Origin of the sequence: Micromonospora sp. URMC 103 (genome assembly GCF_051386435.1) — a bacterium.
Taxonomy (GTDB): domain Bacteria; phylum Actinomycetota; class Actinomycetes; order Mycobacteriales; family Micromonosporaceae; genus Micromonospora.
Genome location: NZ_JBPQTR010000005.1, coordinates 1,270,287 through 1,296,184 on the forward strand (window position 1 = coordinate 1,270,287; position 25,898 = coordinate 1,296,184).

The following is a 25,898-nucleotide window of genomic DNA, read 5'->3' on the forward strand; positions in this document are numbered from 1 at the left end:
CCGCACCACCTCAGGCCGGATCCAGGGCGACCAGCGGCTGGTCGTACTCCACCGGCTGGCCGTCGTCGGCCAGCACGGCGGCCACGCGGCCGGCCCGGTCCGCGGTGACCTCGTTCATGAGCTTCATGGCCTCGACGATCCCGATCACCTGCCCGGGCCGGACCACGTCGCCCACGGCCACGAACGGCGCGGCGCCGGGCTCCGGGGCCCGGTAGAAGGTCCCGACGATCGGCGAGCGGACCACCATGGCGTCGGCGGCCTGCTCGACCGGGGGCGCCGCGGCCGGGCGCGGCTCGGGCGGCGCCGCCGGCTCCGGCACGGCGGCCATGGCCCCCGGGTCGTGCCACTCGACCTCGAGCACGGTGTCACCGCTGCTCAGTCGCAGCCGGCGCACCGGGCCGGGCAGTTCGGCGACCACCTGCCGGGCGTGCCGGCGCAGGCCGGCCAGCACGGCGTCGGCGCCGCCCCGTCCGACCGCCCCGTCGGCGCTCCGCCCGCCCGCTCCGTCGGCGCTCCGGTCGCGCGCCGGTGGCGCCACGTCGAAGCGGGCCGTCCCGGCGGTCACCGGGCACCCGACCGGATGCCGGCCCGGGCCGCGCCGAACCGCCGGAACCGTTGCCGGCGTCGCCGCACCAGGGTGGCCGCCGACATGTCGAGCAGCGGCAGCAGGTTGGCCCGCACCGCCTCCCCCAGCGCCCGCGCGGCGGCCTCCGGGTCGCCGTGCGCGGCGCCCGGGGGCTCCGGGACGATCTCGTCCACCACGCCGAGCCGGTGCAGGTCCGGCGCGGTCAGCCGCAACGCCCGCGCCGCCTCCGGCGCCGCCGAGCGGTCCGGCCAGAGGATCGCGGCGCACCCCTCCGGGCTGATCACCGAGTAGACGGCGTGCTCGAGCATGAGCACGCGGTCGGCGACGGCCAGCGCGAGGGCGCCGCCGCTGCCGCCCTCGCCGGTGATGACGGTGACGACCGGGGTGGGCAGCACGGTGAGGGCGAGGATGTTCTCCGCGATGGCCGCGGCCTGGCCCTGCTCCTCGGCGTCGACGCCGGGGTCCGCGCCGGGGGTGTCCACGAGGGTGACGACCGGCAGGCCGAGCCGGGCGGCGAGGCGCATGAGCCGCAGGGCCTTGCGGTGCCCGGCCGGACTCGCCATGCCGAAGTTGCGGGAGACGAGTTCGGCGGTGGTGTGCCCCTTCTGGTGGCCGATCACCATGACCGGCCGGCCGTCGAGCCGGGCCAACCCGCCGACCACGGCCGGGCAGTCGCCGCCGAGCCGGTCGCCGTGCATCTCGACGAAGCCGTCGAAGGCCGAGTCGAGGTAGTCCAGCGTCGTGGGCCGGCCGGGGTGCCGGGCCAGTCGTACGGTCGTCCAGGGGTCCGCCCCGGTCGACGCCGCCGGGTCCGCCTCCGCCGCCGGCGGAGTCTGCTGCCGGGGTACGACGGGACGGGCCGCCGCCGTGGGAACGCGGGGCGGCGCGGTGGCCGACGCGCGTCCGGCCCGAGCGGCGGCGAGCAGCGCGACCAGCCGCCCGCGCAGGGCGCGCCGCGGCACCACCATGTCGACCTGGCCGTGCCGCAGCAGGAAGTCGGCGGTCTGGAAGCCCTCGGGCAGTGCCCGGCCGGTGACCTGGCGGATCACGCGGGGGCCGGCGAAACCCATCCGGGCGCCGCTCTCGGCGAGCACCACGTCGGTGTTGGTGGCGAACGAGGCGGCCACCCCGCCGTACGTGGGGTCGGTGAGCACGCTCACCGTGAGCAGTCCCACCTCGCGCAGCGCGGCGATCGCCTGGCTCACGGTGGCCATCTGCATCAGCGACAGCACGCCCTCCTGCATCCGCGCCCCGCCGGAGGCGGTCACGAGGACCAGCGGCACCCGGTCGTCCAGCGCGCGCTCGGCGGCGCGGGTGATGAGCTCGCCGACCGCGCAGCCAAGGCTGCCCCCGAGGAAGCGGAAGTCCATCACCGCGAGGGCGGCCGGGTGGCCGCCGAGGGTGGCGGTGCCGCAGAGGACGGCCTCGGCGAGCCCGGTGCCCGCGCGGGCCGCGGTGATCCGGTGCGGGTACGGCACCACGTCGACGAACCCGATGGGGTCCACGTCGGCGGGGCTGTCGGGCAGCGGCCGGAACGACCCCGGGTCGGCCAGCTGGCGCACCCGGTCCGGCGCGCTGAGCCGGGCGTGGACCCCGCACTCGGGACACACGTCGAGGTTGCGGCGCAGCCGCTTGCGGTAGAGCAGGGTCGCGCAGCCTGTGCAGCGCGACCAGAGCTGCTCCTCGCGGGGCGCGGTGGCGGTCACGGCCGCCGTCCCACGGGCGCGGGGGCGTCGTAGCGGTAGAAGCAGCGCGCCATGGCGTCGCGGGGCGAGCGCCACGTCGGCGAGTACGGCGAGATGTACGGCCGCAGCCGGGCGCTGACCCGGTCGAACTCGGGATGCTCCCGGGCGGCCCGCACCGCCTCGTCACCCGGCAGCTCGGTCTCCAACAGGTGCACGTACAGGTCGTGCAGCCGGTACAGCGACCGGTGCCGCACCCCGGCCAGGTGCGGCAGCTCGGTGGCGTCGGAGTCGGCGAAGATCTCGGCGACCTGCGCCTCGGCGCTCGGGACCACCTTCGCGACGATCAGCGATCGGTCCATGCAACGGGCCTCCTCACAGGACGTCCGCCGGCCGTGGGCGGGCGGAGCCGGGCAAGCCGGACGACTGCCACGATGGGTCGTCGCTCGTCACGCGGGCGTCACCGCGGCCGATGGCCCGGCGACGGCAGGTGGTGACGCTGCGTTGACGCAAGCTGTGTACCGGCTATGAGTCACGCGCGTTCGGAGCCGTCCCGACGAGCACAATGGGCAGTTCAGAGCCGCTCTCACGGTTTCCTGCGGGTCGACCGCCAGCACACCCGACTGTTGACCCAGAGTGACCATCATTGATAATCTTCGTCACGGTCAGCCCGGCGGCCCCGGCGCGACGCCGCGCCCTCGGCGAGCGACGACAGCGGCGTCACGGGCAGCCGCGCCGGGGACACAGCAGACAGTCGGGACGAGCGTTCCGCAGGGGGTGCCGCCGTGGCCGCTGATCCGTCCGCGCCGACCGGGTCGTGTCCCGGCGCCGGCGTCTCACTCCATCTACTCGGTGGGTTCCGGTTGCTGCACGACGACACGCCGGTGGTGGTGCCCCGCGGCCTGCAACGGGTGATCGCGCTGATCGGGCTCCGCCCCGGCGCCACCCGCTGCGAGCTGGCCGGGCTGCTGTGGCCCGACGCGCCCGAGGAGCGGGCGCTGTCGTCACTGCGTACGGCCCTGTGGCGGCTGCGGCAGGACCCGTGCTGCCCCCTGGAGGTCAGCACCGACACCGTACGGCTCGACCCGGCGGTCCGGCTCGACGTGGACGAGCTGGTGGGCACGGCCGGTCGGGTACGTGACGGCGTCTGCCCGCGCGCCGCGGCCGGGGCGCTCGCCGCGGGGCGGCACGATTTGCTGCCCGGCTGGTACGACGACTGGGTGCTGCTGGAGCGGGAACGGCTGCGGCAACTGCGCCTGCACATGCTGGAACAGGTCGCCGGCCAGCACCTGGCGGCGGGCCGGCACGGTGAGGCCCTGGAGGCCGCGCTGGAGGCGATGGCCGCCGAGCCGCTGCGTGAGACGCCCCACCGGCTCGTGGTGCGCATCCACCTGGCCGAGGGCAACGCCTTCGAGGCGGTGCACGCCTTCTACGTCTACCGGGACCTGCTCCGGCGCGAGCTGCGGCTGGAACCGTCGCCGGCCATGTGCGCGCTGCTCGACGACACGCTCGCCCCGATCCGCCGGGCCAGCCGGGACGGCGCGGCCACCCCGCGCCGCGCTCCGGGGCATCCCGCGCGGGCCCCGGGAGGCCCGGCCCGGCCGGCGTCACCGTCCCGCCGCAACGCGTGACGGGCAGGTGACAGGCGGGCGGGCACGGTGGGCGGCACAGCAGTCCCGTGGCCCGGTGGGGGTCACCGCTGGAAGGGGTCCGGATGAGCCGTCTTCTGATCGTGAGCAGGATCGTCCCCGGCGCGGAGGGCCGGGTCGCCCAGATCTTCGCCGAGTCCGACGCGACCGAGCTGCCCGGCCTCACCGGGGTCACCCACCGGTCGCTGTACTGCCTGCACGACGTCTGCGTCCACCTCATGGAGACCGCGGACATCGACCCGGAGACGCTTGCCTCCGCCCGTACGCACCCGCTCTACCGGCAGGTCAACGAGCGCCTCTCCGCGCACACCTCGCCGTACCTGCCGACCTGGCGCTCCCCGCGCGACGCGATCGCGAGCTGCTTCTACCGGTGGGACGCCGGCGTCCCCGCGCCCCGCGCCGCCGGCTGAGGCCGCCGTGTCCGCCACAGCGCCGCACGTGCTCGTCATCGGCGCCGGCACCGGCGGGATGTGCCTGGCGCACGGGCTGCGCCGCGCCGGGATCGGCGTCGACGTCTACGAGCGGTACCGGACCCGCGGGGAGGGCCTGCTCGGCTACCGGGTGGGCATCGGCCCCACCGGCAGCCGGGCGCTGCGGGAGTGCCTCCCACCCGAACTGTTCGCCGTCTACCTGGCCACCTGCGCCCGCTCCCCGCGCTGGTTCAACGTCCTCACCCAGGGCCTGCGCCAGACGGCGTCGTTCGAGCTGCGCCCCGACACCCACCCCGTCGACACCGAGCGGTCGGTGGCCCGGATGACCCTGCGGCAGGTCCTGCTCACGGGCATGGAGGACGTGGTCCACTTCGACCGGACGTTCACCCACTACGAGCAGCGTGACGACGGCACCGTCACCGCCCACTTCGCCGACGGCAGCAGCGCCACGGGTGACCTGCTCGTCGCCGCGGACGGCACCCACTCCGCCGTCCGCCGGCAGTACCTGCCGCACGCCGTCACCCGCGACGCCGGCACCGTCAACATCGCCACCCGCATCCCGCTCACCCCGCACACCCGCTCGCTCCTGCCCGAGCGGCTCCAGCGCGGCATCTCGCTGATCTTCGGCACCGGCGGGATGATGGGCGTCCTCCACGTCATGGACTTCAAGTGGGACGCCGACGGCCGGCTCAAGCCGGGCGTCAGCGAGGCCGACGCCGCCCTGCTGTCCCGCTGGCCCGGGCTCGCCCACGATCCCACCCGGGACAACATCAACCTCGTCGTGTGGAGCACCGCCCGCCGCTTCCCGCCGGACGTGCTGCAGCGCCGCGGCGACGACCTGGTGCAGGTCGCGCTCGACCTCACGGGCAACTGGCATCCGCACCTGCGTGAGCTCCTGATGCGCAGCGACCCGGCCAGCGCCCTGCCCATCCGCGTCACCACCTCCGAGCCGGTGCCGCCGTGGAAGGCCAGCACGGTCACGCTGCTCGGCGACGCGATCCACACCATGACGCCGGGACGCGGCGTGGGCGCGAACACGGCGCTGCGCGACGCCGCGCTGCTCTGCCGGCAGCTGCGGCTCGCGGCCGCCGGCGAGAAGACGCTGGTGCAGGCCGTCGCCGACTACGAGGCGGCGATGGTGCCGTACGGGTTCGCCCGCGTGGCCGACTCGCTCAACCGCAGCGGCACCAACGGGGACGACGGGATGTACAAGCCGGTCGTCGGCCGGCTCGCGCTACTCGGCGCCCGCGGCTACTTCGGCGTCACCAGCCGGGTGCCCCGGCTGCGGCGCAAGTTCGTCGACGACTTCTACACCTACCGGGGCGAGGAGGACTGACCAGTTCCCGTACGACCCCGGCGCCGGTGCGGCGCCGGGGTCGTCGCCATCTTCCCGGCCACGCTCCGTCGCCCGCCGCGCACCGCCGGTGCCGCCGCGTCCCACGCCCGGGCCGGGCGGCCGAGCCTCCCTCACGGACCCGCCGCGCGTATGCGAAGCTGCGGCGGGTTTTTCTCACGTGACTGATTTTTCCGACGAGGTGAGAGGGAGGGTCTGCCATGTCGTGGTCCTTCGGGCACTCGCTCACAGTGATACTGGTCCTGCTGTTCGGCCTGGCCTCCGGTTGGGCGCTGCGCGGCTGGCGTGACGCGCGCACCCGGGGCGGCACGTCCATCGTGGACGGCGACCCGGCCGGGCCGGCCGTGCTCGCCACACCGGCTCCCGAGGCCGTGGCGGAGCCGGCGGCGGCACCGGCCACCATCGACCCGGCGCCGACCGCGGTCGCCGACGAGCCCGCACCCGTGGACACCGCCGGGCCCGGCGCCGCACCGGTCGGAGCGGGCTCCGCCGCGCCCGTACCGGTCGGTGACGCGGCGCCCGCGTCCGACGTCGACCCCGCCGACATGGCGCTGACCGGCGACCCGGTCCCCGCGCCGGCGGACGCGGCGGAGCCCGCCGCCGTGGTCGGGCCCCGACCCGTGCCGGCGGCCGAGCGGACCGACGAGACGGCCCCGGCCACCACGGTCGCGGCGCCGGTCGAGCCCGTGGCGGACGAGCGGGACGCCCGCGCCGCGGTGGAGCCTGACGTCATCGCCGCCGGGGAGCCGGCCGCCACGGCGTCGGCACCGGTCGAGACCGAGGTGGAGCCCGACACGACCCCCCTCGAAACGTCGGCCGGCACGGCGTCGGGTCCGGTCGAGACCGAGCAGGAGCCCGACGCGGCCGCCGCTCGGCCGGCCGGGGGAACGGTGGACCCGGAACCCGTGCCGGTGGCCGCGGACGCGGCGCCGGTGGCGGACGAGCGGGCCGGTGACCCACGCGTCGACGAGGAGCCGGTTGGCGGCGGGCGGCTCGACGACGAGCCGTCGGCCGGCGGCCAGGCAGCCGACGGGCCGGTCGTCGCGGAACAGGCCGACGAGCGGGCCGCGAGCGCGCCGACCGGCGTGGACCAGCCCGGCGCGCCGGCCGGCGTGGACCAGCCCGCAGAGCCGGCCGGCGACGACCGGACCCTGCCGGCCGCCCCGCCACGGCGCCCTGGGGTGGCGACCCCGCCGGTCCGCCCGGTGGCCCCGGCGGCGGTGGAGGTGGACGACTTCCGCCGCATCCAGGGTGTCGGGCCGAAGATGGCCGCCGCCCTGCAGGCCGCCGGCGTCCGGACGTACCGGCAGCTGGCCGACCTGGACGAGACCGCGCTGCGCGACCTCATCCGCGGCGCGGGGCTGCGTGCGGCGCCCGGCCTGGCGACCTGGCCGCAGCAGGCGAAGGTGCTGGCGGGCGCGCCGGACGAGGCCGCCACGGCGCTGTCCGGGCCGAACGGCGCCGACCCGGCCTGACCGGTCCGGGCCGGGCGCCCTCGGCAGAGGTGATCGACTCGGTTCGTGGTGTCGCGACACCACGACGTCCGGGAACCCGGGTCGATCACCTCGGCACGGCACGGCTCGACGCGGCGGGCGGGCACCTCGCGGACAACCCACGGAAGACCGGCATACCGGGCAGGGATCCGGCTGGTGCTGGCCGGCGTGGCCCTCGCCGACGCCCGCCGCAGCTGGGGCCGCCCACCCGAGGCGCCTCTGCCGCCACACTTGACCGTCGACGTGGCGCGCGTACCCGCTCACACCAGCGCGCCGTCGTACGCGCGGACCCGCAGCCGCTGCCCGGCGGACGCGCCCAGGCGCACCTGGAGCCCGAGCGGCGCGGCGGCCCGGCGCACCTCGTCGACGTGCAGCGAGCCGTGCCGGTCCACGATGAGCACCGGGGGCTCCTCCCACTCGCCCTCGGGCAGGTGGAAGGAGAGCAGCGTGACGGAGGTCGGCAGGTAGCCGGGGTACGCGGCCCGCGCGGCGGCCTCGTCGCGGTGCGCGAGCACGACGAGGTCGGGCAGGTGCGCGAAGTCCCCGGCGATCCCGTCGGCCCTCCAGTGCGCCGGCTCCTCCCCCGCGCCGGTCAGGTGGTGGGAGCGGTTGGCCGAGGTGATGCAGAGGTGGTCCACGCCCGCCTCGGCGGCCGCGCGCTCGAGGAACGCGTTCGACAGGCAGCCCGACCCCGGCGCGATCACCTGGGTCGTACGGATCCCCCGGTCGTCCCGGGTGAGGTGGGCCGGCAGCCGGTCGGCGGCGGGTCCGCGGAAGCCGAACGGCCCGGCGCCGTAGAGGGCGTCCATGAGCTGGCGTACGCGCCGCTCGGGCAGCCGGGGCGAGATCCGCGACCAGTCGAACATGGAGGGTATCCGCTGCGCCGCCGCCGTCACGCTGCCCACCTGGTCGAGGGGCCGACCCTTGGCCCGGTTGAGGCGACGCACCGTCTCCGCGTCCGGGCGCGTCACGAGGGCGTAGAAGTTCCCGAAGGCCGCCGCGACGACCGCGCCGTCGGCGAGCGCACGGGCCGCGTGGGCGACGTCGGCCGGACGGTCGATGTACCGGGTCGGTGTCGGATCGGGCATGGTTCCTCCTCGGCGGGTGCCCTGAGGCCAGTTCTACGTCCGCCACCGCGCTCCGCGCCGAGATCGGTCCTCGATCCGATAGTTGCCGCACGCGACGTGGTGCCGTCGGCCGATCCCCCGTCGTACCACCGGGTCCCGGCGGCCGTCCGGGCGGCCGATCCGCCGGCCCCGTCGCCCACACCGTTAGCCGTTCGAGCCGACTGGGTACAACGCCTGCACCTCGAAAACCACCACGACCCCTCGGAGGAACGCCATGCGTGGCTCGTCGATACTCGGAGTCATCGTCGTCATCTGGCTGATCATCGGCGCCATCGCCGCCGGCCAGCGGGGCTACTACAGCGGCGACGACACCAACTGCGCGGAGGCCGGCACGATTCTGGTCACCATCGTGGCGGGGCCGCTGAACTACATCGGCGCGAACCCGAGAATCGACTGCGAGCTTCCCGAGCCGTCCAAGTAGGACGGATGCCGGTCCGCGTCCGCACGGTCGCGGGCAGACCGACCATCACCTCGGCCCGCGCCCCCTCCCCGGCGCGGGCCGCACCATGTCAGGCCGGCGTTCCCGGGGCGTCGTCGCGACGGCCACCGCGCGACGGCCCGCGCGGCCGGCCTGCTTGATCGACTTCGTATCGCCGATGTGGCGGCATCCGGACGCGCCGGATGCCGCCAGATCGCCGAGGTGGTGTGGATCAAGCAGGCCCGAGCGGCCCCGCACGGCCGCGGCCCCGCACGGCCGGCCCCCGCACGGCCGTTCCCCCCGCACCCGTCACACCGCCTACTCCGTCCTAGGAGACTGGGTCGTGTTTGTGGGCTGCGGCGGCGGGAAGGGCTGTCGCCCAGCATCGGACCGGACGGGGAGCACCGGCATGCAGATCGGCTACAAGCTTTCCACCGAGGGCTTCGCACCGAAGGAGATCATTCGCCAGGCCGTCCGCGCGGAGCAGGCCGGGTTCGACTTCGTGGAGATGAGCGACCACTACCACCCCTGGCTCGACACCCAGGGGCACTCCGGCTTCACCTGGAGCATGCTGGGCTCGATCGCCGCGCAGACCAGCACCATCGGCCTGGTGACCGGGGTGACCTGCCCGAGCATCCGGTACCACCCGGCGATCATCGCGCAGGCCGCCGCGACCATGGCGCTGATCTCCGACGGGCGTTTCACGCTCGGCGTCGGCGCGGGCGAGCGGCTCAACGAGCACGTCGTCGGGCAGGGCTTCCCCAGCGTCCGGGGACGGCACGAGCGGCTACGGGAGGCGTTGGAGATCATCCGGCTGCTCTGGAGTGGCGGCTACCAGTCGTACGAGGGCCGGCACCTGCAACTGGAGGACGCCCGGGTGTTCGACCTGCCGGAGACGCTGCCGGTGATCGCCGTGGCCGCGAGCGGATCAGAGTCGGCGACCCTGGCCGCGGAACTCGGCGACGGTCTGTTCGCCACCGAGGCGGAGAGCGCCATCGTCGAGCGGTACCGGAACGCGGGCGGGCGGGGCCCGCGCTACGCCGAGGCGCCGATGTCCTGGGCGGCCGACGAGCAGCAGGCGGTGCAGTCGGTGCTGGAGACCAGCCGGTGGCTGGTCACCGGCTGGAAGGTGATGAGCGAGCTGCCCAACCCCGTGAACTTCGACGCGGCCAGCGCGTACGTGGAGGAGAAGCACATCCGGCAGTTCGTCTCGATCGGGCCGGACCCGGAGGTGCACGTGGCGAAGGTCCGCGGCTACGTCGAGGCGGGATTCGACCACATCGTCCTGCAGAACGCCGGCCCCGACCCGGACGGCTTCCTCGACTTCTTCGCGGGCGACCTCGCCGGGCGGCTGCGCTCGCTCGGCTGAGCGCGTCCGGCGCGGCGGCCTCGCGGCACGCGCGGGGGGCGCACCCGGCCACGCCCACGGCGATCCCGGATCGCCGCGGACGGGCGGGTGCGCCCCCCGTGATACGTCAGCCGTCAGCGGAAGCAGGTCGCGACCGGCGCGGTGTTTCCCGCGCAGTTGGTGGGCTCGTTACCGACGACCACACTCTCGTCGTCGATGCGGACCCGGGCGTGTTCGGCGAAGAGACCGCCCGGCGCCAGGGACGCGCTGTTGCCGACGATCTTGCTGGTGTAGACGGACACCTGGCCGGCGGTCGCGTAGATCCCGCCGCCCTTCGAGGTGGCGCCGACCGCCTCGTTGCCGGTGACATCGCTGCCCCGGACGAGCACGTTCGACTTGTCGGCGTGGATACCCCCGCCGACACCGTGGGTGGTGTTGCCGGCGACCACGCTGTCGTCCAGCGGGAGCAGCCCCTTCACCGTCGAGATTCCGCCGCCCTTGAGGGTCGAGGTGTTGTCGCGGATCGTCATGCCGCGCATCACGATCACGGCGTCGGAGTTCGCGATGCCGCCGCCGACCTGCGCGGTGTTCCCGAGCACCTTGGTGTCGAAGACCTTGGTGCGGGCCGAGAAGCTGGCGATGCCGCCGCCCTGGGCCGCGCTGTTCTCGGACAACGTGGTGGTGTCCACGTCGGCCGCGCCCCGGTAGTTGCCGAGCCCGCCGCCGTACCCGTTGGCGCTGTTGTGGTGGAACTGCGAGCCGCGCAGCGTCAGCACCCCGCCGTTGAGCAGGCCCCCGCCCTTGCCCGCGGCGCCGGCCGCGCTGTTGCCGACGAAGGTGCTGTCGGTGACGACCATGTTGCCGTCGTTGAAGATCCCGCCGCCGCCGCCCTCCGGCGAGAGCGAGGTGCTTCCGGTGACCGTCACGCGCTCGACGACGGCGGTCGCGCCGTGCACGACGTGGATGCTGCCGCCCTCGATCTTGGAGCGGCCGTTGCGGAGCGCGACGTTGCGCAGGGTCAGCTCGCCGCCGTCGCGCACCGTGAAGAACCGGAAGTCCTCGGCGTGCACGTCCCGCTCGATGGTGGCACCGGCCCCGTCGATCGTGATCCCCTGGTAGATCACCGGCAGGCCGGCCTTGTCGTCCTCCGGCTTGTGCGGTGGCGCATCCGCGTCGCCGGGGGTCTCGGCGGCGTCGGCCGCTTCCCGGGCGTCGCGGATCCCGCCGTCGTACTCGTCGGGCTGGTGGAACGCCTCGGTGAGGGTGTACGTGCAGTTCGACGCGAGGCGCAGCGACCCGCCGCCCTCGGCATTGGCCTGGACGAGGGCCGCCACCAGCCGAGCGCCGTCACAGGGCACCGACACCACCGGGTGACGGCCCGTGCCGGGACCGTCCCGGCGCTCGCCGCCGGGGTCGCGCGCGCCGGTGTCCCGACCGTCCCCGGTACGCCCGTCCGGGCGGCCGGCGCCGTCGCCCGCCGGCTCGCGCTTCGCCGGGTCGGCGCCGGCCTCCCGCTGGCCGTCGTCCCCGCGTAGGACGCTCGCGGCGCCGCCGGGATCGAGGAAGGGCAGCTCCCGCCCGGCCGCCATGGCGCCGACGCCGCTGGCGCCCGCCGCGCCCACCACGAGGCTGCCCGCCAGCAACCCACCGGCTAAGAACCATCGCGACCGTCGTCTGGGTCGTCCTGCCCGCCGGCCCGCTCGGTACGTGGACATCCGTCTCCGCCTCTCGTGACTGCGTGATCACTGCCGCGCCGGAACCGGGCGCGGGGTGAGCGACAGGCCGCCGCCCACCAAAAATCACGATACGGGCGCATTACGGACAGTCAGGCGTGAACGTGAATAACCCTGCCATTCATATCCGGACGGGCGGTCAGCCGCCCACGTGGATCCCGGGCCGGCGGGCGGGATCCGGCTCGCTGCGGCGGATGATCTCCCGAACCACGGGCGGGGTGTCGCCGCGCCCCAGGATGAGGTAGCGCAGCAGGTGCGCGACGGGACTGCCCTCCGACCACTCGAAGTGGGCGTGCGGGCGTACGCCGGTCACGTCGCGCAGCGCCAGCAGGATCGCCGCGATGGCGTTCGGGGCGGCCGGGCTGCTGGCGCGCAGGACGCGGAACCCGCCGACCTCCACCCCGTGCACCCGCAGCACGTGGCTGAACTCCGACGGGTCGATCACATCGATCTCCAGGAAGAGCACGTCCGCGGCGCCGGGCACCGGGTTCATGGCCCGCTGCGCGCGCTCCTTGAGCGTGTACTCCTTCACCGCCCCGCTGTCGCGCTTGTTGGCGATCAGGTGCAGCCGGCCGTCGTGCGCGAGCGACTCGGCGACGAACCGCCGGGCCGGCTCGTCGAACTCGATCCGCTCGGCCCGCAGCTCGGTGGTGCGGCTGACCCGGGACACCAGCGAGACGACGATGATGCCGAGGATGAACAGGCCCGAGATGGCGATGCCGTCCGGGTGCTCCACGATGTTGTCGCCCAGCGCGTACAGCAGCACGAGGGTGAGCACCGTGAAGCCGGCGGTCGCGGCCCGCCGCCCCCGGCGGAGCGTGGAGATGGTCACCGCAACGGCGCCGGAGACCATCATGGCCAGGATCCCGGTGGCGTACGCGCCGGCCTGCGCGTTGACGTCGGCCCGGAAGGCCAGGGTGATGGCGATGCTGACCACGGTGTAGACGAGCACGACCGGCCGCACCGCCCGCCCCCACTCGGGCGCCATGCCGTACGACGGAAGGTAGCGCGGCACGATGTTGATGAGCCCGGCCATCGCCGACGCGCCGGCGAACCAGAGGATGAGCACGCTGCTGATGTCGTAGATCGTGCCGAAGCCCTCGCCCAGGTGGGCGTGGGCGAGGAAGGCGAGCGCGCGCCCGCTCGCGTCGCCGCCCGGCCGGAACTCCTCGGGCGGGATGAGCACGGTCGTGACGAACGTGGTCAGCAGCAGGTAGACCGACATGACGAGCGCGGCCGTGGCGAGCAGGCGCCGGGTGTTGCGGATGCGGGCGGCCAGCCGCGCCTCGCGGTCGGCGCCCCGGCCGGACACCAGCGGCATCATGCTCACCCCGGTCTCGAACCCGGACAACCCGAGCACCAGCAGCGGGAAGGCGAGCACGGCGGTCACCAGCACGTCGCCGGGACCGCTGGCGCCGGCCATGAGCGCGTCCCTCCACTGCGAGAGCGTCCCCGGGTCGCCCACGATGCGGGCCAGGGTCACCGCCACGATCACCCCGTTGAGCGCCAGGAACACGGCCACCAGCGGAATGGCCACCGCGACCGCCTCCCGGAACCCGAGCAGGAACACCCCGCCGAGGACGAGCAGCAGCGCCACGGTCACCGCGACGGCGACCCCCTGGCCGGTGAGGCTGTCGGGCAGCTTCGGGTTCTCGAGCAGGTGAACGGTCGCGTCGGCCGCCGAGAGCGTGATCGTGATGATCCACGACGTGGCCACGAAGCCGAGCAGGACCAGGACGAAGATCTTGCCCCGCCAGAACGGGAGCAGCCGCTCCAGCATGGCGACGGACCCCTGCCCGTGCGGGCTCTCCCCGGCCACCTTCCGGTACATCGGCAGCATGCCGAACAGGGTGAGGACGACGATGAGCAGCGTGGCCAACGGCGACAGGGCACCGGCGGCCACCGCCGCGATGCCCGGCAGATAGGACAGCGTGGAGAAGTAGTCGACCCCGGTCAGGCACATCACCTGCCACCACGGGTGCGCTCGGGTCCGGCCCTCCACCGCCTCGGGGCCGACCGGCTGCACCCGGTGGCGGAAGAGCCACGCGCGCAGCGGCCCGGGCGGCGGCCCGGGCCGGACCGGGCTCTTCACGTGCTCGGGCACGACGACCCGGCGGCCCGACGGCTCGGGGCGGGTCGGGTCGCGCGCGGCCCGCTGCCCCGGCTCGCGCCCCGACGGGTGCCGGCGCCCGTGCGCCCGCCGTGGCCTGCCCCCGTGCTCGTCAGCCATGTCCCCGTCCCGAACTCGCCGGCTCCTGACCCGACCGTAGGTGGTGGCCCCCGCCCCCATCCGGGCAAACCGGGGAAGGTGGGCCTACCGGTCGCTCCCGGACAGCGCTGCGGCGAGGGCGTCCGGGTCGGCGACGGTGACCGTCACCGCGGGGTGGCGCAGCCAGGGGCCGGGCGCCAGCGCGGGCACCGGCGCGCCGAAGCGGACGCACAACCCCGCACCCGTGCTGCTGCCCAGGGTCAGGCCGCGGTCGACCAGCGACAGGTGCGCGCCGACCACCCGCCACCACCGGTACGGCCCGCCGCGCGTCACCCCGACGACGTTGTCCCGGGCGGTGTCCAGGTGCCAGGGCCCGAACCGCACCCGCAGCCGCGCCTCGTCCACCTCGACCCAGGCCGAGTCCGGCCGGACGCCGAACAGCGCCAGCACCGGACGGAACGGCGGGTCGAAACGGAACGGGAAGCGTCGGGCGCTCACCGCGTACCGCCGGTCGGGTGCGGTGCCGCGCCTCCCGGCCGTGCCGGCGCGGGCCGTGCGGGCCGGGGTCGGGCGGCGGGTCGCCGCCGGGTGGGGAGCGTCATGGCGCCGACGTACCCGATGCGTGGCGGCCGACACCCCCCGGCCCGCCGATCCACCCCGCCGGGGTGCCCGCGCACCCGCACGGCCGGTTCCCCGGTCGGGCCGCACGGCCCCGGCCGGCGTCCCGAGCGGCGGCCGTCAGTCGAGCAGCGCCCGCTCCCACAGCGCCACGTGAGCTGCCAGGTACCGGGTGGTGGCCCGCCAGTACGGCCCGTCCTCGGTCCAGATCCGGGCCCACGGCTCCCGCCCCTCCGTGGCGCCCCGACGCAGCATTCCGACCATCGCGGCGGTCCGCCGACCCAGCATCACCGCGAGCGCCGGGCGGTCGACCTCCGGCAGCCCGTAGCCGTCGACCACGGCGCGCAGCCGCACGGCCGACTCGCGGGGTGGCCGTTCCGGTCGCATCCCGGCCATGCTCTGCGCCGCGTACGCCAGCTCCCAGAGCCGCGAGCCCGGACCGGCCCCGTCCCAGTCGATGAGCACCCACCCCCGCGGCGACCGGACCAGGTTCCACGGGGCGGCGTCGTGGTGGCAGACGAGGTCCTCCCGGTCGGGCGGGATCACGCGCTGCCACGCGGCGGCGGCCGGCGGCACGAACGCCGCGGTCGCCCGGTGCAGGTCGGCCAGGAGCGCGCCGATACCGGCGAGCTCGGCGAGCGGGTACGTGCCCTCGACCGCGCCGGCCTCCCCCGGGACGTACTCCAGCACCTGCCGGCCCTGCGCGTCGCGGCCGAGCGGGCGCGGCGCCCCCGGAAAGCCGACGTCGTGCAGGTGCCGCAGCAGCGCGTCCACGGCGTCGGTCCACGGGCCGGCCGGGCGGCGGACGGTGTCGCCGACCCGGACCACGCCGGTGGTCACGTTTCCGGTCAGCGGTTGCTCCTGCGGGCCCACCGGCCCATCATGCCGGGCGCCGGGGGCGCGCTCCCCCCGCCCCCGGCGCCCGACGCGTCCCCGCTCGTCCCCCCTCGCGCGGACGCGCCCCCGTGCTTCTCCCCCGTGCTTCTTCCCCGTGGGACACGTCCCCGCGTTCCGCCCCCCGGACGGAACGCGGGGACCCCCCGTCCCGGCTACTGCAGGAAGGCCCCGAGGGGCGACAGCAGCAGCCGACCGAGCGCGGCGGCCGTCGAATCCAGCCGGCTGCGCTCGCACTCGTGGGCGGTCGGATCGTGCCGGCACCGCCAGATCTTCTGCGCGTTGCGCCAGGCGACGTCGCGCGTGTACTCGACCAGTTCCCCCTGGTACCAGTCGTCGATGTCGCCGTTGAGCATGTCGATGAGCAGCTGCCACCGCTCCAGGTAGCCGCGGCGCAGGCCCGGGATCTTCTCCGCGAAGATGTTGTTGATCTCGAGGTAGTCGTGGTGCTGGTCGGTGCCGTCCACCGGCTCGGACTCGAGGTGGTCGAACGTGGTGACCAGCGCGAACGGCAGGTCGAAGTTGATGTGCGCGTTCACGCCGGCCGCCGCCGAGGGCAACGGGCGGGCGTCCGGGCCGCGCATCCGCTCGAACAGGCACGACCACGCCTGGGGCGTGCCCGGGCTCGAGTCGGTCCACAGCCGCAGCGCGTCGAAGTAGCGGGCCGCGAACTCGACGTCGAGCCGGGACAGGAAGACCGGGTCGACGAAGCGGTCGTCGTAGAGCCCGTCCAGCACGGTCGACGTGATGGTCAGGTAGAGCTTGTTGAAGTCGGCCAGCGGGCAACTGTCGAGCAGCGGGGGCAGCCGCACCAGCATGTCCTGGAGCTTCGTGAGGTGGTCGACGACCGCCGGGACGTCCGCGGGGTGGTCGGCGAGCAGGTCGACGATGTCCCGGTGCACGGGCCCCCAGACCGGTTCCGTCATCTCTCCTCCACAGTGGTGCGTGGCACCTGCGCGCCGCTCGCGACAGGGCACAGCCTGTCAGGCGCGGCTGTCCCCCGGATCAGTAGAACGACGTATACGGCGCGCCGCGCGCCGTACGTACGTCACCCTCGGCGGTTGCGCAGGAAGATGGCGCTGGCCTGGACGCGGGTGCGGACCTGGAGCTTGTCGAAGATGTGCGAGACGTGCACGCCGATGGTGCGCTCGCTGATGAACAGCCGCTGGCCGATCTCCTTGTTGGTCAACCCCTCGGCCACCGCGGCGAGCACCTCGCGCTCCCGCGCGGTGAGCGCCGCCAACTCGTCGCCCGTGCCCGGTGCCGCGTCCCGCGCGCCGCGGGCCGGCTCCCGCTCCTCCAGCGACACCCGCGCCCGTGCGGCGAGCGTCGTGATCTCCGAGGTCAGCGGGACCGCGCCCAGGCCCTGCGCCGTCCGGTACGACTCCCGCAGCAGCTTGCCGGCCGTCGCGACGCGGCTGCGCCGGGCCAGCAACGCCTCCGCCTGCCGCAGACGGGAGTACGCGGCCGGGTAGGGGTGGTTGCGCCGGTCCCACTCGGCCACCGAGCGGGCCCACAGCTCCGGGTCGTTGCCGTCGAGCCGGCCCACCTCGGCGTCGCACAGCGCGAGGAACCCGTCGACCACGTCACGCACCGGCCGCGCCGCCTTCTCGCTCTTGCGCGCCACCCGCTGCGCCACGTCACGCAGCCGCCGCACGGCCGTCCGGTCGACGGCCACGGTGCGGCTGGCGTGCGCCTCGGCCTCGGCGCGCAGGCCGTGCCACACCAGCGCGGCGAGGATACCCACGTCGTCGGAGCGGATCTCGGTGAGGCCGCGCTGCACGGCCTGCCGGGCGAGGTCGTGCCGCCCCTGCCACATCGCCAGCCCCGCGCGCAGGGTGAGCAGCGGGATGACGTGCCGGGCCCCGCCGCCGGCGAGCACGGTCGCCACCGAGTCCAGATCCCGGTCGGCCGCCTCGATGTCGCCGTACCCCACCGACAGCCGGCACCGGGCCAGCAGCAGCTCGACGGCGTCGGCGCCGGACGGGCGGTGCCGCAGCGCCGCGGCGACGACCTTCTCCGCCTCCGCCCACTGGCCCACCCGGAACAGGCCGTTGGTGGCGATCGCCAACAGCCGCGTCTCGTACGTGCGGCCCAGCCCCAGCTCGGCCACCCGCTCGGCGCCCCGGCGGGCCACCACCACACCCTCCTCGAGGATGTTGAGCGGCCCGGTGAGCAGCTCGGCCAAGTGCAGGTACGCGCACGCCACGTCCTCGGGCCGACCGGCCCGCTCGGCGATCTCCAGCGCGCGGCGCATCACGGCGAGGCCGGCGTCCGGGTCCTCCAGGTACGCCTCGCTGAACCCCAGCGCCGCGCTCGCGAGCACCACCTCCGAGGTGGAGCCGTCCACCGTCGCGGCCAGCTCCAGCGCCTCCCGGGCCCGCCGGCCCGCGTCGGCGTACCGGCCGAGGTGCAGCAGCAGCTCGGCCAGGTGCGCGGCGGCGGTGGCCCGCTCCCGCGGGGTGCAGTCGGCGGCCTCCAGCGCCCGGCGGTACTCCTCCTCGGCGAGCGCGGACCGGCCGGCCGCCGCCAGGTAGCGGGCCCGGCGGATGTGCAGCGCGCAGGACGACATCCCGCCCGCGCCGGCCAGCTCCTCCAGCAGCGCCAGCGCCCGGGCGTGCTCGCCGCAGTGGTGGGCCGCCTCCGCGGCGTGCCCCAGCAGGTCCGCCCGGTCGACCGCGCGCGGCCCCACGGCCGGGGCCTCGGCCAGCTGCAACGCCACCGACCAGTGGCGGTGCGCCTCCGCGAAGCCGTGCAGCCGCTCGGCCTCCTGCGCGGCGGCCACCGCGGCCGGCAGCGCCCGGGCCGGCTCACCGGCCAGGCGCCAGTGGTGCGCGAGCCGGGCCTGGTGCAACTCGGCCTCCGCCGACGTGAGCGCCTCGGCGTAGCGGCGGTGCAGGACCGCGCGCTCGGCCGGCAGTAGCTCGTGCTCGAGCACCTCGGCCACCAGCCGGTGCCGCAGGCGGTAGCCGTCGTCCGCGCCGACCAGCAGCCGGTGCGCGACGGCCGCCCGGACGGCCTCGATGAGGTCCTGCTCGGGCAGCCCCACCACGCGGGCCAGCAGCCAGTGCTCGACCGGCTCCACACCGGCCGCCACCGCGTGCACCACGGTGTGCGCGTGCTGCGGCAGCGCGTCGACGCGCGCCAGGAAGATCTCCCGGAGGGTGTCGCTGAGCCCGTCACGCCCGTCGCGCAGGTCGCGCGCCAGTTCCTCGACGACGAACGGGTTTCCGCCGCTGCGCCGCCAGACCTGCTCGGCCGCCTCCGGCGGCAGCGCCCGGCCGACCACGGCGGCCGTCAGCTCGTCGGTGGCCTGCCGGTCCAACGGGGCGAGGTCGAGGACCCGAACGGAGCGCAGGCGGCGCAGCTCCGTGAGCACCCGGCGCAGCGGGTGCGCGCCCTGCAACGACTCGGCGCGCACCGCGGCCAGCACCGAGAGCTGGAGGTCGCCGAGACCGGCGAGCAGGTAGAGCAGGAGCTGCCGGGTGCTGCGGTCGACCCACTGGAGGTCGTCGAGGACCAGCACCAGCGGCCGGCCCTCGGCGATCAGGTGCAGGCCCCGGGAGACCCGCTCCAGCAACGCGCCGGCGCCGTCGGGCCCCGCGGTCTCCTCGGCGAACATCCGCAGCAGGGCGCGCACGGCGGACGAGGTGCGGCTGTGCGAGGTGGACAGCTCGGCGTCGAAACGGCGCAGGGCCTGCAGCAGCGGATGCAGCGGCGAGGCGTCGCCGATGTCCAGGCAGGACCCGGTGAGCACCAGGGCCCCCGCGTCGCGCAGCTGCGCGCCGACCTCGCGCAGCAGCCGCGTCTTGCCCACCCCGCTCTCGCCGGTGAGGAAGACGGCCGCGGTGTGCCCCTGAGCGACGTCGTCGAGCAGCGCCGACCGGACCGACTTCACCAGGTCGGCCCGGCCGACGAGCGGTGCCGTGTCCACATCGCTGGCCATGGGACGAAGCCTAGTCACAGGCCCCCGCACCGTTCTACGGCCGTTACGGCCATCCGGTACTCGTCCCGTCGGCAATGCGACCGAAGGTTGCGGGCGGCCGACATACGTCGTCCTACGGATCCGCCGCAGGTCACCCGGTGCGAGTCTCCTGGGGTCGTCAGCCGTCAACCGGGGGGAAAGGGCAGGTGGGAGGCATGTGCACGGTCGTCGCCGCCGCGCCGCGGGTTCCGCCGCGTTGGCCCGTGCCGCAGGAACGACGGACGGTCACCGTGCTGTTCGTCGACATCGTCGGCTCGACAGCGCTCGTGAACCGGCTGGACCCGGAGGACGTGCGGGCGCTGCAGCTCGCCTACTTCGACACGGTGGCCGCGGTGCTGCGCCGGTGGCAGGGCGCGGTGGAGAAGTACATCGGCGACGCCGTCATGGCGCTCTTCGGGGCCCGGGCCTCGGACGGGTTCGACGCGTACCGGGCGGTCCGGGCGGGCCTGGAGATCCAGCGGGAGCTCGACGGGCGGCCCCTTCCAGGCGGCGTCGCCATCCGGGTCCGGGTCGGCGTGGCCACGGGTGAGGCCGTGGTGGACCTCGCGGCCGCCCGCGACGGTTTGCACGGGGCGGCCAGCGGCGCGGTCATGACCACGGCGGCCCGGTTGCAGGAGCACGCCCCACCGGGCGGCGTCGTGTGCTGTGCGGCCACCCACCGCGCCACCGCCGGGCTCGTGGCGCAGCGGCGCCTCACGCCGGTGACGGTGCCGCACCGGGCGCCCGTCACGGGCGTCTGGCAGGCCCTGGGCCCGGGCCTGCCGCCAGCCGGGCGGCACGACGGCCCGCTGGTCGGCAGGCGGCGCGAGCTGGCCACCGTCCGGGACCGGATCACCCAGGCGGTACGCGAGCGCCGCCCCCGCTGGGTGTCGGTGGTGGGCGCCTCCGGCAGTGGCCGCAGCCGGCTGCTGCACGAGCTGGCGGGCGCGGTCGCCACGGTCGACGGAACGCCGGTGCGCTGGTGCGTCGCGGCCTGTCCGCCGTACCCGGACCAGCCGCTCGCGCCGGTGGCCCGGCTGCTGCGCGTCGCCGTCGGTCTCGGCGCGGACGAACCCGCGTCGGTGGCCCGAACGCGGCTGGCCGCCGTGCTCGTGGGGCTGCTCGCGCCGAGCCGGCTCGCGGCGGCGCTGCCCGCGCTGGACCGGTTGCTCACGGCGCCGGACGCCACCCCCGCCGCCGCCGAGGGCGCGGGGTGGTGCCAGGAGGTGCTGCTGCGCCTCGCGGCCGGCCGGCCGCTCGTGGTCGCCATCGACGACCTGGACCGCGCCGCCCCGGCGGTGGACCGCTTCCTGCACGCCCTGTTCACGACGGCCGCCGCGCGGGAGCTGCCGCTCGCGGTCGTCGCGCTGCACCGCCCGGACCGGGCCGGCGCGCTGCCCCCGCCGACCGGGCCGGCCGGCTCGACGGACGCGAGCAGCCGGGTTCCGCTGCGCCCGCTCACCCCCATGCAGACCGGCCGGCTGCTGCGCCACTTGCTGATCCGGGCCGACCGGCCGGTGAGCCTGGTCGCCTCGCTGCTCCCGCTGGTCGGCGGCACCCCCGGCCACGCCGCCGCGTACGTCCACGAGCTGGCCGAGGGCGGCGGGTGCGCGGCTCCGCCGCTGCCGGAGGCGCTGCGCCGCGCGGTCGGCGCGGAGCTGGACCGGCTCGACGGCACGGGACGGGCCGTCCTGATGGCCGCCGCCGTCCTGCCCGCCGGCTTCACCGCCGAGGAGGTGGAGCGGGTGCTCGGCTGGTCGCCGGGGCGCGTGCGGCCCGCCCTGACCACCGCGGCCGCCGCCGGTCTCCTGATCCCGCATCCTCCAGGCGGGCACGCGCTCGCCTCCCCCGCGCTGCGCCGCGTCGCCACGGACCGGCTGCCGCGCCGCCTACGGGCCGGGTACGCCCGGCGCGCCGTCGACGTCGTGATGTGCCACCGCCTCCGCCGCACCGACCCGGCCGGCACGTCCGCCGCGCCGGGACCGCACCGGCCCGCCGCCGCCTGGCAGGCCCCGCCCGTCCACCCGGCCGGGACGGTCGCCGTGCCGGTGGCCACACCTCAGGTCGCGCCCCCGGCGACGGCGTCGTCCGGAGCCGAGCCCCCGGCGGCGGCGACCCGCGTGCTGCCGTCGGCGCCGAGCACCCGACCGGTGCCGCTGTCCCGGCTCCGACCGGTCCGGGCCCTGGGAGCGGGCGGGTCGCCCGGGCCGATCCCGGTCGTGCCGGCCGGTGTCGGGATCGCCGTGCCGTCCGCGTCCGGGTCGGGCCGCGGGGAGGCGGCACCGCCGTCACGGGTGGAGCGCTCCGCCGCCTGAGCGGCCGCCACCGACCGGTGCCCGGCCCCGGGAGCCCGGTGGACGAAGCCGGGCCATCGGGTCGCCACCTGCGCCATCGTGGACACCCTGCGCGCACGATCGACACCGGTTCGGCGATGTGGCGGGCTCCGGAGCGCTCGGTCACCGCCAGGTCGGCGAAACCGAGTCGATCCAAGCCCGTCCGCCGGCGCGTTCCGGGGAGCGGTCAGCGTCGGCGGCCGACCGCCACCGCGCCCGCCGGACCGGGACGAGGTGACGGGCCGGGTCACTCCGCGTCGAGGAAGGCCAGCACGCGGGCCCAGGCGACGCCGGCCGCCACCGGGTCGTGGTCGGGCACGTCGGGGTCGGTGAAGAGGTGCCCGGCCCCCGGGTAGCGGAACACCTCGAGTCGCGCCCCGGCCCCGGTCATCGCCCGCCGCCACTCGTCCATCTCGTCCGGCGGCTCGTACGGATCCGGGTCGGCGAGGTGCAGGTGCACGGGCAGCCCCGGCCGGACGTCGGCCGGCGAGCCGCCCGTGCCGTGCAGGAGCAGCAGGCCCGCCGCCTCCGGCCGGTCCGCGAGCACGGCGCCGGCCACCCCGGCACCCATCGAGAGTCCGGCCAGCACCGTCTCCGGCGGCAGCCCGGCCACGGCGGCCCGGGCGCGGTCGAGCACCACCTCCCGGCCGGTCTTGTCGAGCAGGGCGAAGCCCTCCTCGACGGTGTCGGCGGGCGGCACGCCGTAGAGGTCGGGCGTGGCGACCCGGTGACCGGCCGCGCGCAGCCGCTCGGCGGCGGCCAGCACGGCGGGGCGCAGCCCGTACACGGAGTGGAACAGCACGACGTGTCGCATCCGATCCATCCTGCCGCATGCCGCCGGCACGGCCGGGCAGGTCGCGCGCGTGCCGCCGGCCGGTGCCGCACCGGCGCCGGCCACCGCTCCGGCCGGATCAGCGCAACGCTTCGAGGCGGGCCACGAGCTCGCCCGGAGCCGGCATGGCGGCGATCTCCTCGGCGACCTCGCGGGCCGCCGTACGCAGCGCCGGATCGGTGATCAGGCGGGTCAGCGTCTCGGCGCTGATGTCGCGCGCGCCGACCGCGAGGCCCGCGCCGCGCCGGGCCACCAGCCCGGCGTTGTGCCGCCGGTCGCCGGCCCCGGGAGTGGCCAGCTGAGGAACGCCGGCGACCAGGGCGTGGTAACTGCTGCCCGCCCCGCCGTGGTGCACGAGCGCGGCGCTCGCCGGCAGCGCGGCGGCCAGCGGGATCCAGCCGACCGCGCGGACGTTGCGGGGCAGCGCGGCGCCGGCCAGCCGCTCGTCGGGCCGGACCAGTACGAACTCGGCGTCGACCGCGGCGGCGGCGGCCACCACGGCGCGCATCGGCCCGCCGCTGCCCGGCCCGCCCAGCGTGCTGCGACTGACCAGCACCCGGGGACGGTCGCCCGGCTCGCGCAACCACTCCGGCAGCTCGCCGCCGCCGACGTGGGCGTCGTAGCGCATCGGCCAGCCGTCCTGCCGCAGCACGCTGGGCGGGGCGACGGCGACGGCGGCCGCCGGTGCGGGCAGCTCGGCGAGGCCGTGCCGGCGCAGCGTGCGGGCCAGTCGGGCGGTGGTGGCGCGCACCAGCTCCCGACCGTCGAAGAGCGTGTTCTCCTGACGGACGGCCGGCACGCCGAGCCGCGCCGCGGCGAGCGCGCCGGCCACGGCGAACGGCTCGTGCAGCACGAGGTGGGGCCGCCACTCGTCGGCCAGCGTGACCACCGCGTCGGCGATCCGGTCGTTGAGCCCACCGAACAGGAGACCGGCGCCGCGGGTGCCGGCCGTGCCGGCCAGCTCGGCCCTCGCCACCACCGGGTGGCGCAGCAGCAGACCGCGGGCGAGACGACCGAAGTCGAACCCGGGCGCCACGTCGCGCACCGGCAGCCCGGAGCCCTCGACCGACAGGCCGCCACCGCCCGTGGCGACGAGCACGTCGTGCCCGGCGTCGCGCAGCGCGAGCGCGAGCGGCACCATCGGGAACACGTGGCCGACGAGGGGCGCGGAGACGACCAGAACCCGCATGCGCCGATCCTAGGCGGACGGTCCCGGGCGCGGCGGCCCCCGCGACCCGCGACGTCACCGACCCGCGACGTCACCGACCCGCGGCGTCAACGGTCCGCGACCTCCGGCGACCCGCGACGTCGACGGCCCGCGGCCCCGCGAGCTGAGCGGGCCACGACCTGAGCGGGCCACGACCTCAGCGGGTCGACCCATCCGCCGTGGGGTCGCCTCCGGACCGGTCGCCACCCGGGAGCGTGCGGCTGCGTCCGCGGAACTCGGCCACCACCGCGCCGTCGTCCCGGGTGACCGTGACGTCGTAGATGCCGCTGCGGCCGTACCGGGTGCGTTCGACGGCCCGGGCGGTCAACAGGTCGCCGGCCCGCACCGGCCGGACGAACGTGATGTCGCCGCCGGCCGCCACGGTGGCCGGCCCCCAGCTGTTGCAGGCCAACGCGAAGGCGGTGTCGGCCAGCAGGAAGACGAAGCCACCGTGAGCGATGGCGTGGCCGTTGAGCATCGCGTCGGTCACCGGCATCCGGGCCACCGCGGCGCCGTCGGCGGCCTCCACCAGCTCGATGCCGAGGCCGCGCGAGGCCACGTCGGCGTCGAACATGTCGTACGCGGCGTTGCGTTCCCGCCCCACGTCAGCCCGCCCGCCGCTGGTCGACGATGCGCCGCATCTTGCCCATGGACCGCTCCACCCCGTCCGGGGCGATCACCTCGACCGCCACGCTCACCCCGATGGTGTTCTTGACGAGCTCCACCAGCGCGGCGCCGGCCCGGTCGGCCGCGTCGATGGCCACGCCGGAGCGGCGCTCGACGCGTACGGTCAGGGTGTCCATCCGCCCCTGCCGGTCGAGGACGCACTGGAAGTGCGGCGACAGCTCGGGGGTACGCAGGATCAGCTCCTCGATCTGGGTCGGGAAGACGTTCACGCCACGGACGATCATCATGTCGTCGGTCCGTCCGGTGATCTTCTCGATCCGGCGCATCGGCCGCGCGGTGCCGGGCAGCAGCCGGGTGAGGTCGCGGGTGCGGTAGCGGACGACCGGCATGGCCTCCTTGGTGAGCGAGGTGAGCACCAGCTCACCCCGCTCGCCGTCGGGCAGGACCGCTCCGGTGACGGGGTCGATGATCTCCGGGTAGAAGTGGTCCTCCCAGAGGTGCAGGCCGTCCTTGGTCTCGACGCACTCGGTGGCCACCCCGGGCCCCATCACCTCGGACAGCCCGTAGATGTCCACGGCGTGCATGTCGAGGCGCTGCTCCATCTCCCGGCGCATGTCCTCGGTCCAGGGTTCGGCCCCGAAGATGCCGACCTGCAACGAGGTCGTCCGCGGGTCGATCCCCTGCCGCTGCATCTCGTCGAGGATGGCGAGCATGTAGGTGGGCGTCACCATGATGACCTCGGGCTCGAAGTCGCGGATCAGCATCACCTGGCGTTCGGTCATGCCGCCGGAGACCGGGATGACGGTGCAGCCCAGCTCCTCGGCCCCGTAGTGCGCGCCGAGGCCGCCGGTGAACAGGCCGTAGCCGTACGCCACGTGCACCCGGTCCCCGGGCCGGCCGCCGGACGCGCGGATGGACCGGGCCATGAGCCGGGCCCAGGTGGTGAGGTCGGCGCGGGTGTAGCCGACCACGGTGGGCCGCCCCGTGGTGCCGGACGAGGCGTGCAGGCGGGCGATCCGCTCGCGGGGTACGGCGAACATGCCGAACGGGTAGTTCTCCCGCAGCTCCGCCTTGCCGGTGAACGGGAACCGGGCCAGGTCGGCCAGGTCCCGGCAGTCGTCGGGGTGCACCCCGGCCGCCTCGAACGCCCGCCGGTAGTGCGGCACGTTGTCGTACGCGTGCCGCAGCGACCAGCGCAGCCGCTCCAGTTGCCGCGCCCGCAGCTCGTCCACGCCGGCCCGCTCGATCGGCTCCAGCTCCTCGGGGCGAGGGGTGCGCTCCTGCATCGGTTCCTCCTGCACGGCGACGGTGGCGCGACCGGCGGGCCGGGCCGCACGGGTGCGGCCGCCGTGGGGACGCCCGAGCCGGCTCCGCGCCTGCCGATCCGCGTACC

The 25,898-nt window shown here is 75.8% G+C and carries 21 protein-coding genes; 7 read left to right on the plus strand and 14 right to left on the minus strand.

Features of this window, described 5'->3' with window-relative positions:
• Positions 1–10: 10 nt before the first annotated feature.
• The 3 genes from accB to ACSNOA_RS19000 are packed head-to-tail and all read right to left on the minus strand — an operon-like array spanning position 11 to position 2,630.
• Positions 11–565 (minus strand): acetyl-CoA carboxylase biotin carboxyl carrier protein, encoded by a 555-nt coding sequence (accB, locus tag ACSNOA_RS18990; RefSeq protein ID WP_436660090.1) that lies wholly within the window; start codon positions 563–565, stop codon positions 11–13.
• A complete protein-coding gene (locus tag ACSNOA_RS18995; protein ID WP_436660092.1) occupies positions 562–2,292 on the minus strand; it encodes an acetyl-CoA carboxylase carboxyltransferase subunit alpha in 1,731 nt (576 codons plus the stop codon). Before ACSNOA_RS18995 ends, accB begins: the two co-directional genes overlap by 4 nt.
• A complete protein-coding gene (locus ACSNOA_RS19000) occupies positions 2,289–2,630 on the minus strand; it encodes a TcmI family type II polyketide cyclase (protein ID WP_436660094.1) in 342 nt (113 codons plus the stop codon). The genes ACSNOA_RS18995 and ACSNOA_RS19000 overlap by 4 nt, the downstream gene beginning before the upstream one ends.
• Positions 2,631–3,053: 423 nt before the next feature.
• Between ACSNOA_RS19000 and ACSNOA_RS19005 the strand changes: the two genes are divergently transcribed.
• The 4 genes from ACSNOA_RS19005 (at position 3,054) to ACSNOA_RS19020 (ending at position 7,177) form a co-directional block, all read left to right on the plus strand.
• On the plus strand, positions 3,054–3,899 hold the full coding sequence (locus tag ACSNOA_RS19005; RefSeq protein ID WP_436660096.1) for an AfsR/SARP family transcriptional regulator: 846 nt from the start codon (positions 3,054–3,056) through the stop codon (positions 3,897–3,899).
• An 83-nt stretch (positions 3,900–3,982) separates the two neighbouring features.
• On the plus strand, positions 3,983–4,327 hold the full coding sequence (locus ACSNOA_RS19010) for a TcmI family type II polyketide cyclase (RefSeq protein ID WP_436660097.1): 345 nt from the start codon (positions 3,983–3,985) through the stop codon (positions 4,325–4,327).
• A 7-nt stretch (positions 4,328–4,334) separates the two neighbouring features.
• On the plus strand, positions 4,335–5,684 hold the full coding sequence (locus ACSNOA_RS19015) for an FAD-dependent oxidoreductase (protein WP_436660098.1): 1,350 nt from the start codon (positions 4,335–4,337) through the stop codon (positions 5,682–5,684).
• Between the two features lie 218 nt (positions 5,685–5,902).
• On the plus strand, positions 5,903–7,177 hold the full coding sequence (locus ACSNOA_RS19020; protein WP_436660099.1) for a hypothetical protein: 1,275 nt from the start codon (positions 5,903–5,905) through the stop codon (positions 7,175–7,177).
• A gap of 278 nt (positions 7,178–7,455) precedes the next feature.
• Here the strand turns inward: ACSNOA_RS19020 and ACSNOA_RS19025 are convergent, their stop codons facing one another.
• On the minus strand, positions 7,456–8,283 hold the full coding sequence (locus tag ACSNOA_RS19025) for an L-threonylcarbamoyladenylate synthase (protein ID WP_436660100.1): 828 nt from the start codon (positions 8,281–8,283) through the stop codon (positions 7,456–7,458).
• A 253-nt stretch (positions 8,284–8,536) separates the two neighbouring features.
• On the opposite strand from ACSNOA_RS19025, the gene ACSNOA_RS19030 reads away from it, so the two are divergent.
• Both ACSNOA_RS19030 and ACSNOA_RS19035 read left to right on the plus strand, forming a co-directional pair.
• Positions 8,537–8,743, plus strand: coding sequence for a hypothetical protein (locus ACSNOA_RS19030; protein WP_436660101.1), 207 nt, complete (start codon positions 8,537–8,539; stop codon positions 8,741–8,743).
• 406 nt (positions 8,744–9,149) lie between these two features.
• Positions 9,150–10,109 carry a TIGR03557 family F420-dependent LLM class oxidoreductase gene (locus ACSNOA_RS19035; RefSeq protein ID WP_436660102.1) on the plus strand — a complete coding sequence of 320 codons (960 nt, stop codon included), beginning with the start codon at positions 9,150–9,152 and terminating at the stop codon, positions 10,107–10,109.
• Between the two features lie 113 nt (positions 10,110–10,222).
• Here the strand turns inward: ACSNOA_RS19035 and ACSNOA_RS19040 are convergent, their stop codons facing one another.
• From ACSNOA_RS19040 to ACSNOA_RS19065, 6 genes are all read right to left on the minus strand, one after another.
• Positions 10,223–11,803 carry a hypothetical protein gene (locus ACSNOA_RS19040; RefSeq protein ID WP_436660104.1) on the minus strand — a complete coding sequence of 527 codons (1,581 nt, stop codon included), beginning with the start codon at positions 11,801–11,803 and terminating at the stop codon, positions 10,223–10,225.
• 157 nt (positions 11,804–11,960) lie between these two features.
• Positions 11,961–14,051 (minus strand): amino acid transporter, encoded by a 2,091-nt coding sequence (locus tag ACSNOA_RS19045; RefSeq protein ID WP_436660106.1) that lies wholly within the window; start codon positions 14,049–14,051, stop codon positions 11,961–11,963.
• Between the two features lie 84 nt (positions 14,052–14,135).
• Positions 14,136–14,528, minus strand: coding sequence for a hypothetical protein (locus ACSNOA_RS19050; protein ID WP_436660107.1), 393 nt, complete (start codon positions 14,526–14,528; stop codon positions 14,136–14,138).
• A gap of 240 nt (positions 14,529–14,768) precedes the next feature.
• Positions 14,769–15,521 (minus strand): phosphotransferase, encoded by a 753-nt coding sequence (locus ACSNOA_RS19055; RefSeq protein ID WP_436660108.1) that lies wholly within the window; start codon positions 15,519–15,521, stop codon positions 14,769–14,771.
• A gap of 176 nt (positions 15,522–15,697) precedes the next feature.
• Positions 15,698–16,468: a DUF5995 family protein gene (locus ACSNOA_RS19060; protein ID WP_436660109.1), complete on the minus strand. Its 771-nt coding sequence runs from the start codon at positions 16,466–16,468 to the stop codon at positions 15,698–15,700.
• Between the two features lie 122 nt (positions 16,469–16,590).
• Entirely contained in the window at positions 16,591–19,488 is a 2,898-nt protein-coding gene (locus tag ACSNOA_RS19065; protein ID WP_436660111.1) for a helix-turn-helix transcriptional regulator, read from the minus strand.
• A gap of 194 nt (positions 19,489–19,682) precedes the next feature.
• Between ACSNOA_RS19065 and ACSNOA_RS19070 the strand changes: the two genes are divergently transcribed.
• The gene (locus ACSNOA_RS19070) at positions 19,683–21,821 is read left to right on the plus strand and encodes an AAA family ATPase (protein WP_436660113.1); all 2,139 of its coding nucleotides are present in this window, start codon (positions 19,683–19,685) and stop codon (positions 21,819–21,821) included.
• Between the two features lie 265 nt (positions 21,822–22,086).
• Here ACSNOA_RS19070 and ACSNOA_RS19075 read toward each other — a convergent pair whose 3' ends face one another.
• The 4 genes from ACSNOA_RS19075 to paaK form a co-directional block, all read right to left on the minus strand.
• A complete protein-coding gene (locus ACSNOA_RS19075; protein WP_436660114.1) occupies positions 22,087–22,653 on the minus strand; it encodes a dienelactone hydrolase family protein in 567 nt (188 codons plus the stop codon).
• Between the two features lie 97 nt (positions 22,654–22,750).
• Positions 22,751–23,860 (minus strand): nucleotide disphospho-sugar-binding domain-containing protein, encoded by a 1,110-nt coding sequence (locus ACSNOA_RS19080; RefSeq protein WP_436660116.1) that lies wholly within the window; start codon positions 23,858–23,860, stop codon positions 22,751–22,753.
• A 175-nt stretch (positions 23,861–24,035) separates the two neighbouring features.
• Entirely contained in the window at positions 24,036–24,452 is a 417-nt protein-coding gene (gene paaI, locus ACSNOA_RS19085) for a hydroxyphenylacetyl-CoA thioesterase PaaI (protein ID WP_436662372.1), read from the minus strand.
• Between the two features lie 31 nt (positions 24,453–24,483).
• Positions 24,484–25,791 carry a phenylacetate--CoA ligase PaaK gene (gene paaK, locus ACSNOA_RS19090; RefSeq protein WP_436660118.1) on the minus strand — a complete coding sequence of 436 codons (1,308 nt, stop codon included), beginning with the start codon at positions 25,789–25,791 and terminating at the stop codon, positions 24,484–24,486.
• Positions 25,792–25,898: the final 107 nt, after the last annotated feature.

What these genes read in the sequence shown, in the direction of transcription:
- ACSNOA_RS19035 (WP_436660102.1), top strand. Translation starts at nt 9,150, where the DNA reads ATGCAGATCGGCTACAAGCTTTCCACCGAGGGCTTCGCACCGAAGGAG.
- ACSNOA_RS19025 (WP_436660100.1), bottom strand. Translation starts at nt 8,283, where the DNA reads ATGCCCGATCCGACACCGACCCGGTACATCGACCGTCCGGCCGACGTC.
- ACSNOA_RS19045 (WP_436660106.1), bottom strand. Translation starts at nt 14,051, where the DNA reads ATGGCTGACGAGCACGGGGGCAGGCCACGGCGGGCGCACGGGCGCCGG.
- ACSNOA_RS19060 (WP_436660109.1), bottom strand. Translation starts at nt 16,468, where the DNA reads ATGACGGAACCGGTCTGGGGGCCCGTGCACCGGGACATCGTCGACCTG.
- ACSNOA_RS19040 (WP_436660104.1), bottom strand. Translation starts at nt 11,803, where the DNA reads ATGTCCACGTACCGAGCGGGCCGGCGGGCAGGACGACCCAGACGACGG.
- ACSNOA_RS19075 (WP_436660114.1), bottom strand. Translation starts at nt 22,653, where the DNA reads ATGCGACACGTCGTGCTGTTCCACTCCGTGTACGGGCTGCGCCCCGCC.
- ACSNOA_RS19000 (WP_436660094.1), bottom strand. Translation starts at nt 2,630, where the DNA reads ATGGACCGATCGCTGATCGTCGCGAAGGTGGTCCCGAGCGCCGAGGCG.
- paaK (WP_436660118.1), bottom strand. Translation starts at nt 25,791, where the DNA reads ATGCAGGAGCGCACCCCTCGCCCCGAGGAGCTGGAGCCGATCGAGCGG.
- ACSNOA_RS19010 (WP_436660097.1), top strand. Translation starts at nt 3,983, where the DNA reads ATGAGCCGTCTTCTGATCGTGAGCAGGATCGTCCCCGGCGCGGAGGGC.
- ACSNOA_RS19070 (WP_436660113.1), top strand. Translation starts at nt 19,683, where the DNA reads ATGTGCACGGTCGTCGCCGCCGCGCCGCGGGTTCCGCCGCGTTGGCCC.
- ACSNOA_RS19065 (WP_436660111.1), bottom strand. Translation starts at nt 19,488, where the DNA reads ATGGCCAGCGATGTGGACACGGCACCGCTCGTCGGCCGGGCCGACCTG.
- ACSNOA_RS19020 (WP_436660099.1), top strand. Translation starts at nt 5,903, where the DNA reads ATGTCGTGGTCCTTCGGGCACTCGCTCACAGTGATACTGGTCCTGCTG.
- paaI (WP_436662372.1), bottom strand. Translation starts at nt 24,452, where the DNA reads ATGTTCGACGCCGACGTGGCCTCGCGCGGCCTCGGCATCGAGCTGGTG.
- ACSNOA_RS19030 (WP_436660101.1), top strand. Translation starts at nt 8,537, where the DNA reads ATGCGTGGCTCGTCGATACTCGGAGTCATCGTCGTCATCTGGCTGATC.
- ACSNOA_RS19080 (WP_436660116.1), bottom strand. Translation starts at nt 23,860, where the DNA reads ATGCGGGTTCTGGTCGTCTCCGCGCCCCTCGTCGGCCACGTGTTCCCG.